General features: G+C 48.4%; 7 protein-coding genes and 1 pseudogene. All 8 read left to right on the top strand.

Annotated elements, in window-relative coordinates:
* The coding region (locus tag H8K20_RS13580) for a radical SAM protein (RefSeq protein WP_186488846.1) at positions 1-695 on the top strand (695 nt) is incomplete at its 5' end.
* Between the two features lie 368 nt (positions 696-1063).
* The gene (locus H8K20_RS13575) at positions 1064-2311 is read left to right on the top strand and encodes a plasmid recombination protein (protein WP_186488843.1); all 1248 of its coding nucleotides are present in this window, start codon (positions 1064-1066) and stop codon (positions 2309-2311) included.
* A 415-nt stretch (positions 2312-2726) separates the two neighbouring features.
* Complete coding sequence (locus H8K20_RS13570) at positions 2727-4178, top strand: hypothetical protein (protein WP_199488597.1); 1452 nt, start codon at positions 2727-2729, stop codon at positions 4176-4178.
* A 255-nt stretch (positions 4179-4433) separates the two neighbouring features.
* The gene (locus tag H8K20_RS13565) at positions 4434-4700 is read left to right on the top strand and encodes a type II toxin-antitoxin system RelB/DinJ family antitoxin (protein WP_033119556.1); all 267 of its coding nucleotides are present in this window, start codon (positions 4434-4436) and stop codon (positions 4698-4700) included.
* Positions 4693-4971: a type II toxin-antitoxin system YafQ family toxin gene (locus H8K20_RS13560; RefSeq protein WP_021632616.1), complete on the top strand. Its 279-nt coding sequence runs from the start codon at positions 4693-4695 to the stop codon at positions 4969-4971. The genes H8K20_RS13565 and H8K20_RS13560 overlap by 8 nt, the downstream gene beginning before the upstream one ends.
* A gap of 33 nt (positions 4972-5004) precedes the next feature.
* Positions 5005-5487 (top strand): hypothetical protein, encoded by a 483-nt coding sequence (locus tag H8K20_RS13555; protein ID WP_076917214.1) that lies wholly within the window; start codon positions 5005-5007, stop codon positions 5485-5487.
* Positions 5372-5629 carry a cysteine-rich KTR domain-containing protein gene (locus tag H8K20_RS14350; protein ID WP_256435368.1) on the top strand — a complete coding sequence of 86 codons (258 nt, stop codon included), beginning with the start codon at positions 5372-5374 and terminating at the stop codon, positions 5627-5629. The genes H8K20_RS13555 and H8K20_RS14350 overlap by 116 nt, the downstream gene beginning before the upstream one ends.
* A gap of 16 nt (positions 5630-5645) precedes the next feature.
* Positions 5646-6053: pseudogene (locus H8K20_RS13545) on the top strand (23S rRNA (adenine(2503)-C(2))-methyltransferase RlmN); the annotation flags it as partial.

Here is a 6053-nt window from a genome sequence, read left to right as displayed (position 1 = left end):
GTCCTGTTGGTTGTATTTTTTGTGAGTCCGGGCGAAATGGCTTTGTTCGTAATCTAACATCGTCAGAAATCGTACAACAGATTATATTGTTGCGTCGAAAAGTAAACCGTATCGTTTTTATGGGTATGGGAGAGCCTTTATTCAATTATGACAACTTGATAAAAGCAATCCATATTCTCCGAGATAGATATGGGCTCAACTTTCCAACCGACGGCATTACCATATCAACAGTTGGTCCGGTCGATCAATTAAAAAAATTGCGCGAGGAACATCTTAAAATTCAGTTGACAATATCTTTACACGCAGCAACACAATCTGCAAGAAATCGTATTATTCCTCACATGCGCATATATGCTATTGAAGATGTTGTTAAGCAAGCCTTATCCTATTCTGAAAGGCATAATCGCAAAATTGTCTTTGCGTATTTGCTTTTACCGGGTATAAATGACCGGCCCTCAGATGTAAGACAACTTGCAAAATGGTTTCGGGGCAAAAAAGTTATGATTAACGTGTTACAATACAACCCAACAAGCAATTCAAGAATTAAAGCACCACAGAAACGGGAAATAGTTGCATTCAAACATCAATTAGAGCAAGCAGGACTTGAAGTTACTATGAGAGTTTCTCATGGCAGAGAGATTAACGCGGCTTGTGGACAGTTAGCTAACACATATAATAAATTCAAAAAAAAATGATTAAAAGTGCCAGACGCATAGACGCAGAGCCGATAACGCATTAGGTCAAAAAACCTATGTGTTATCGGCTTTTTTATGACCAATTCCAGTTTATCGGTGGGATGAAGGTCGGGGAGCCGTCCGCAGACGGCAGGGGCAGCGCCCCTCCGGAGCTGGCAGAGCAGCAGGCACGAGCCGGCAGTGAAGCAGCTCCGGCAACCCCTCCCCTTTAGGGGCGCAAAGCACTTTCACACCGCTGCACCGATGGGGTGGCGGTGTGAAAGTGCTTTTGCGTTACTTTCTCACCAGAAAGTAACAAAGAGGTTGTTTTTAGCGGAAATTTATGATAAAATAGAGGACGGAAGAATAAGCGGAAAGGGGGCGATTTTATGGGAGTTACGATTTCGGGTATGACAGGTGCAGGGAGCATCCGGCACAACAACCGCAGCTTCTCAGCGGCTAATGTAGACCGGAGCCGGACGGAGCAGAACATTGTTTTCTGCAACGAGGATCTGAAGCAGGTCTATCATATGGTCTTTGATGAAGCTCTCGCAGCCTACAACGCAAAGAAAACCAAAACGAGAGATAAGATACCGGACTACTATGAGCATATCCGGCAGAGTAAACAGGAAAAGCTGTTCCATGAAGCGATCTTCCAGATCGGCAACATGAGCGACTGTGGGTGCGGTACGCCGGACGGAGAACGGGCGGCGGCAGCTCTGAAAGATTTTGCGGAGTCTTTTGCAGAACGCAACCCCCATCTGCGGGTGTTCAATATGGTGCTGCACATGGACGAGGCAACGCCCCATCTCCATGTCGATTTTATCCCTGTGGCAACGGAGCAGTCAAGAGGACTTTCTACAAGGGTATCTATGAAACAGGCATTGAAGCAGCAGGGGTTTGTCGGTGTCGGCAGAAAGCAGACCGAATGGGTGGCGTGGATGGAACGGGAGAAAGAAGCTCTGACGGAGATCGCCCAGCGGCACGATTTTGAAATTATCTCTCTCGGCACGAACAGACCGCACATGGACTTGCCGCAGTTCAAGGAAGCGGCTGCGAGGCTGGAAGCGGTGCAGCAGCAGACAGCGGCAGTAGAGCGGGAGGTTGCTGAGCTGGAACGGCAGCGGGACGCTCTGAAAGGCACTGTGCGGCTCTTAAAGGAGGCTGACAGGGTAAATGCACCCCTGCATGATATTCAGCCGGAAAAGACGCTCACAGGGGCAGTAAAGGGCGTGACGGTGGATCAGGTCGAGCAGCTAAAGAAAATGGCACTGCGCAGCGTGACGGATCGGCACAAGGTACAGGAGCTGACGGAGGAAAACACCCGTCTGCGGTCACAGGTGCCGTCCATGAAGAAGCGGCTGGAAGAAGCGCAGCGGCAGCAGAGGCTTGAACAGGAAAACCGGAGGCTGCGCGATGAAAACTATTATCTGCAATCCGAGCTGCAGGAGGAACGCAGCTTCACCGAGCGTCTGACGGACGGCATCGGTCGGATGCTGGACTTCTTGGAAGAACACTTGCCGGAGCGTCTGCGTCCTCTGCTTGAAAAGGCGAGGGAGCTGCTGCCCGATCCGGAGATTGGACAGCAGCAGGAGCAACAGCAGCACCAGCGAGGAATGGGCGGCATGGAGCTGTAAAAGAAGCCTGTCCGGAGGGCTTGAAAATCTCTTTCGGACAGGCTATAATAACAACTGAAAATAGGGAATTGCTGTATTGATAATCTAAGCCCCCTGTAAGGGTACTCCCAACCTATATTTTTTCTCTCTGAAAGGGAGAAAGTCGGAGGGGAAAAGGGGGGTGAGCGGAGGGGTGTTGGAAGTGTGGTAAACCTCGTTAGAGGTTTTCCAAGCCACTGTGGTAAACCCATCGGGTTTTCCATAGTGGCGGCACTTTCAATGCCCCGCAGCGAGGGGGAAAAGGGGGAGGTGACTTTCTCTTTAAGGCGGCGTAGCCGCCGCTCTTTTGCTCCCCCTTTTCCCCCTTCCCGCCCGCAGGCGATCCCCGCCGCAGCGGATTTTCTTTTTGGTACTTTTTCTTTTGTGAGGTGGTAATATGACCGAGAATTATCGAGGCTGCTACGAGTATTTGAGCGCACAATATCCGGAGGTCGGAGGCTATGAGTTTTATAAAGAGCTGTTTCCGGACAATGAGAACTCCGGAGAACGGCACACGGATTTTTCCCATCCGAACGCTGTGTATCTGTATCGGGACGAACAGAGCGAGGATAAGAAGCTCCGGCGCAGGAAGATGTATAACGACACATGGGAACAGGATTACATGGAGTTTGTCGAGGGGAACAGCCTTACTTTGTGCAGCGGTCTTGCATATCGCAGAAAGGAGAACAGGCTGGAGAACGCCCAGCGGATGTATGCTCTGATCTTCGATCTGGATGGCGTAGGTCTTGCCGAGCTGCGCAACCTCTTTCTGCGCTTTGGCGGCGATCCGGAGCGAGTGCGCCGGTTGCCGATGCCGACTTTCCTTGTTCTGTCGGGGACAGGGCTGCATATCTACTATGTTTTCCAGCAGCCGATTGACCTATACCCGAATATAAAAATTCAGCTTAAAAGTCTGAAATATGACCTCACTTTCCGGCTATGGGAGTATGGCAGCACTTCGCAGGTCAAGGCGATCCAGTATCAATCCATCAATCAGAGCTTCCGCATGGTGGGCAGCATCAATGACAAGCATGGGACGGAGCTGGTCGCTTTCCGTACCGGAGAACGGGTAACGCTGGATTATCTGAACGCCTACGCAAAGCCAGAAAACAGGGTGGATGTCAATAAGCCTTTCAGCCCATCCAAAATGACACGAGCTGAGGCGAGGGAGGCATATCCGGAGTGGTATGAGCGTGTTGTTGTGAGAGGCGAGAAAGGACGCAAGAAGTGGGATATTGCCGGAAAGGTGCATGGTGATGATCCGTATGCGCTCTACCATTGGTGGCTGCGGCAGATCGGAGAGATAAAGGGCGGGCATCGGTATTTCTTTTTGATGTGCCTTGCTATCTATGCTTACAAATGCGGTGTGTCGAAGCAGCAGCTCCGGCAGGATATGAAAGAGGCTTTTGATGATCTGCAGATGGTGAAGCATGAGAACGCATTGACCGAGGAAGATATACGGAGTGCGCTGGAAGCCTACGACAAGGAGTATTACAATTTCACGATTTCCGATATTGAAGCTCTGACCGATGTTCGCATCGAGCGCAACAAGAGGAATGGTAGATCACAGAAAGAGCATTTGAAAAGAGCAAGGGCGGTGCAGGAAGTGGATTATCCTGGCGGCACATGGAGAAGAAAAGGGGCAGAAGAAAAGAAAGCGCAAGTCTATGCGTGGCGGCAGGAGCATCCAGAGGGACGCAAGGCCGATTGTCATAGGGACACCGGACTTGATCCGAAAACGATCCGCAAATGGTGGGACACCGTACCGGAGGGGCATATAACGGTCAAAATACGCCCATCACAGGCTTTGAGCGATCTGTTGGTGGAGGAATTTAAGAAAGGGCTGTAAACGCCCCAGAAACGCCCTACAAGGCGTTTTCGGGGCGGGTAAGGGTTTTTATATTACCCCACCGAAAACGAGGCTTGAAAACCGCGCGAAATAAGGCTTTTTCACCCCCTAAATGTACACGCTGCGGTGTTAGCATATAGAAAGCACTGTTCATAGAAAAGTTGCAAAAAAACATTTGCAATGCACTTGCAAATGTCACGAATATTGAATATAATATTAGTGCAAGCTAAAAATGACGAGGAAAGGAGTGCTATTATGGCTAAAGGAAATATGACGATAAGAATGGAGCCGGAGCTGAAAGCACAGGCGGCAGCTCTCTTTAAGTCCCTCGGAATGGATTTGAGTACGGCAACGGGTATTTTTTATCGACAGGCACTTAGGTGTCATGGACTTCCCTTTGAAGTCAAGGTTGACGAGCCGAATGCTGTTACCTATGCGGCGATGGAGGCGGCAGAAAAGGGAGAGGATATGTATGGTCCGTTTGATAGCGTTGCAGATCTGATGGAGGCGCTGAATGCTTAAGCCGGAGTTTTCGGGGCAGTTCAAACGAGATTACAAGCTTGCGATCAAGAGAGGCTGCGATCCGAAGAAGTTGGAGGAAGTGATCACGCTGTTGTGTAACGAGCAGCCGTTGCCGGAGGCGTATCGAGATCATGCTCTCACTAATTCCAGAAATTATAAGGACATGAGAGAATGTCACATCGAGCCGGACTGGCTGTTGGTCTATAAAGTTGTTCGGCAGACTTTGATTTTGAAATTGATAAGGACGGGATCTCATAGCGATTTGTTTTGAGATTAACTCCGGATGAAAGAGTGGTGATGATATTTGGCGGGTGTAATAACGGAAATTGCAATAGAATGTGGCGTGTCGGAACAGGCAGTTCGTGCATGGTGTAGGCGAAACCATGTTGCGAAAGATGCGAAAGGAAGTTTCGCAATCAGCGAAAGTCAAAAAACCGCCATATATCAGCATTATTTAGGTGTTGAACGAAAGCAAGTTTCGCAACAGGCGAAAGCAAGTTGCGAAACTTGCGAAACCACTTTGATCGCTATGCTGCAGGGAGAATTAGACCGGAAAAGCGAGCAACTTGCTGTAAAGGACAAGCAGATCGAGGAACTGAACGCAAGGTTGGCGGAGGTCAGCTCGGCGTTGGTGACGGCACAGCAGACTGCGGCAGCGGCCCAGGCTCTCCATGCTGGGACAATGCATCAGCAGCTTCTTTCCGGCAAGTCCGGAGCCGATCAGCCGGAGCGTGAGACAGAACCGGTTCAAAAGCGTAGCTGGTTTAGTAGGTTCTTTGGGGACTAAACAGAACGACAAATCGGGAATTGATACTGTATTAAAAGATTTTCCTCTTTTCTGCCCTAAATGCAAATTGACGCATATCATTGATGTAGAAAAATTAGAGATTGTAATCAAAAATACAGAAAAACAAACTTTTATTATTTAGAAGAAAGGATATAAAAATGAAACGTTTACCTAAATATACGCCTGCGGAAGTACGGAATGATCCATACGGATTTACTTACAAAGAAATGTCGGAAGTTATTGGCGAGAATGAAGCAAAAGCCTTATATGAAGAATTATATAAGCAATTACCACGCAAAAAAAATCTATCAATGTTGGTAAAAAATATTTGCAAAAGCAGTGATACTGAAAAGTATGTTTACGAACTGAAAGACAACAAATACATTGAAACGGTTTTTATCAAGCGGCGAGATGGTGGAACTGTTTGCGTGAGCACACAAGTCGGTTGTCCTGTTGGTTGTATTTTTTGTGAGTCCGGGCGAAATGGCTTTGTTCGTAATCTAACATCGTCAGAAATCGTACAACAGATTATATTGTTGCGTCGAAAAGTAAACCGTATCGTTTTT

The organism is Neobittarella massiliensis (ex Bilen et al. 2018) (assembly GCF_014269355.1).
GTDB classification, from domain to species: Bacteria; Bacillota; Clostridia; order Oscillospirales; family Ruminococcaceae; genus Neobittarella; species Neobittarella massiliensis.
The sequence above is the reverse complement of the archived record's forward strand: the minus strand, read 5'-3'. Positions and strand labels throughout refer to the sequence as shown.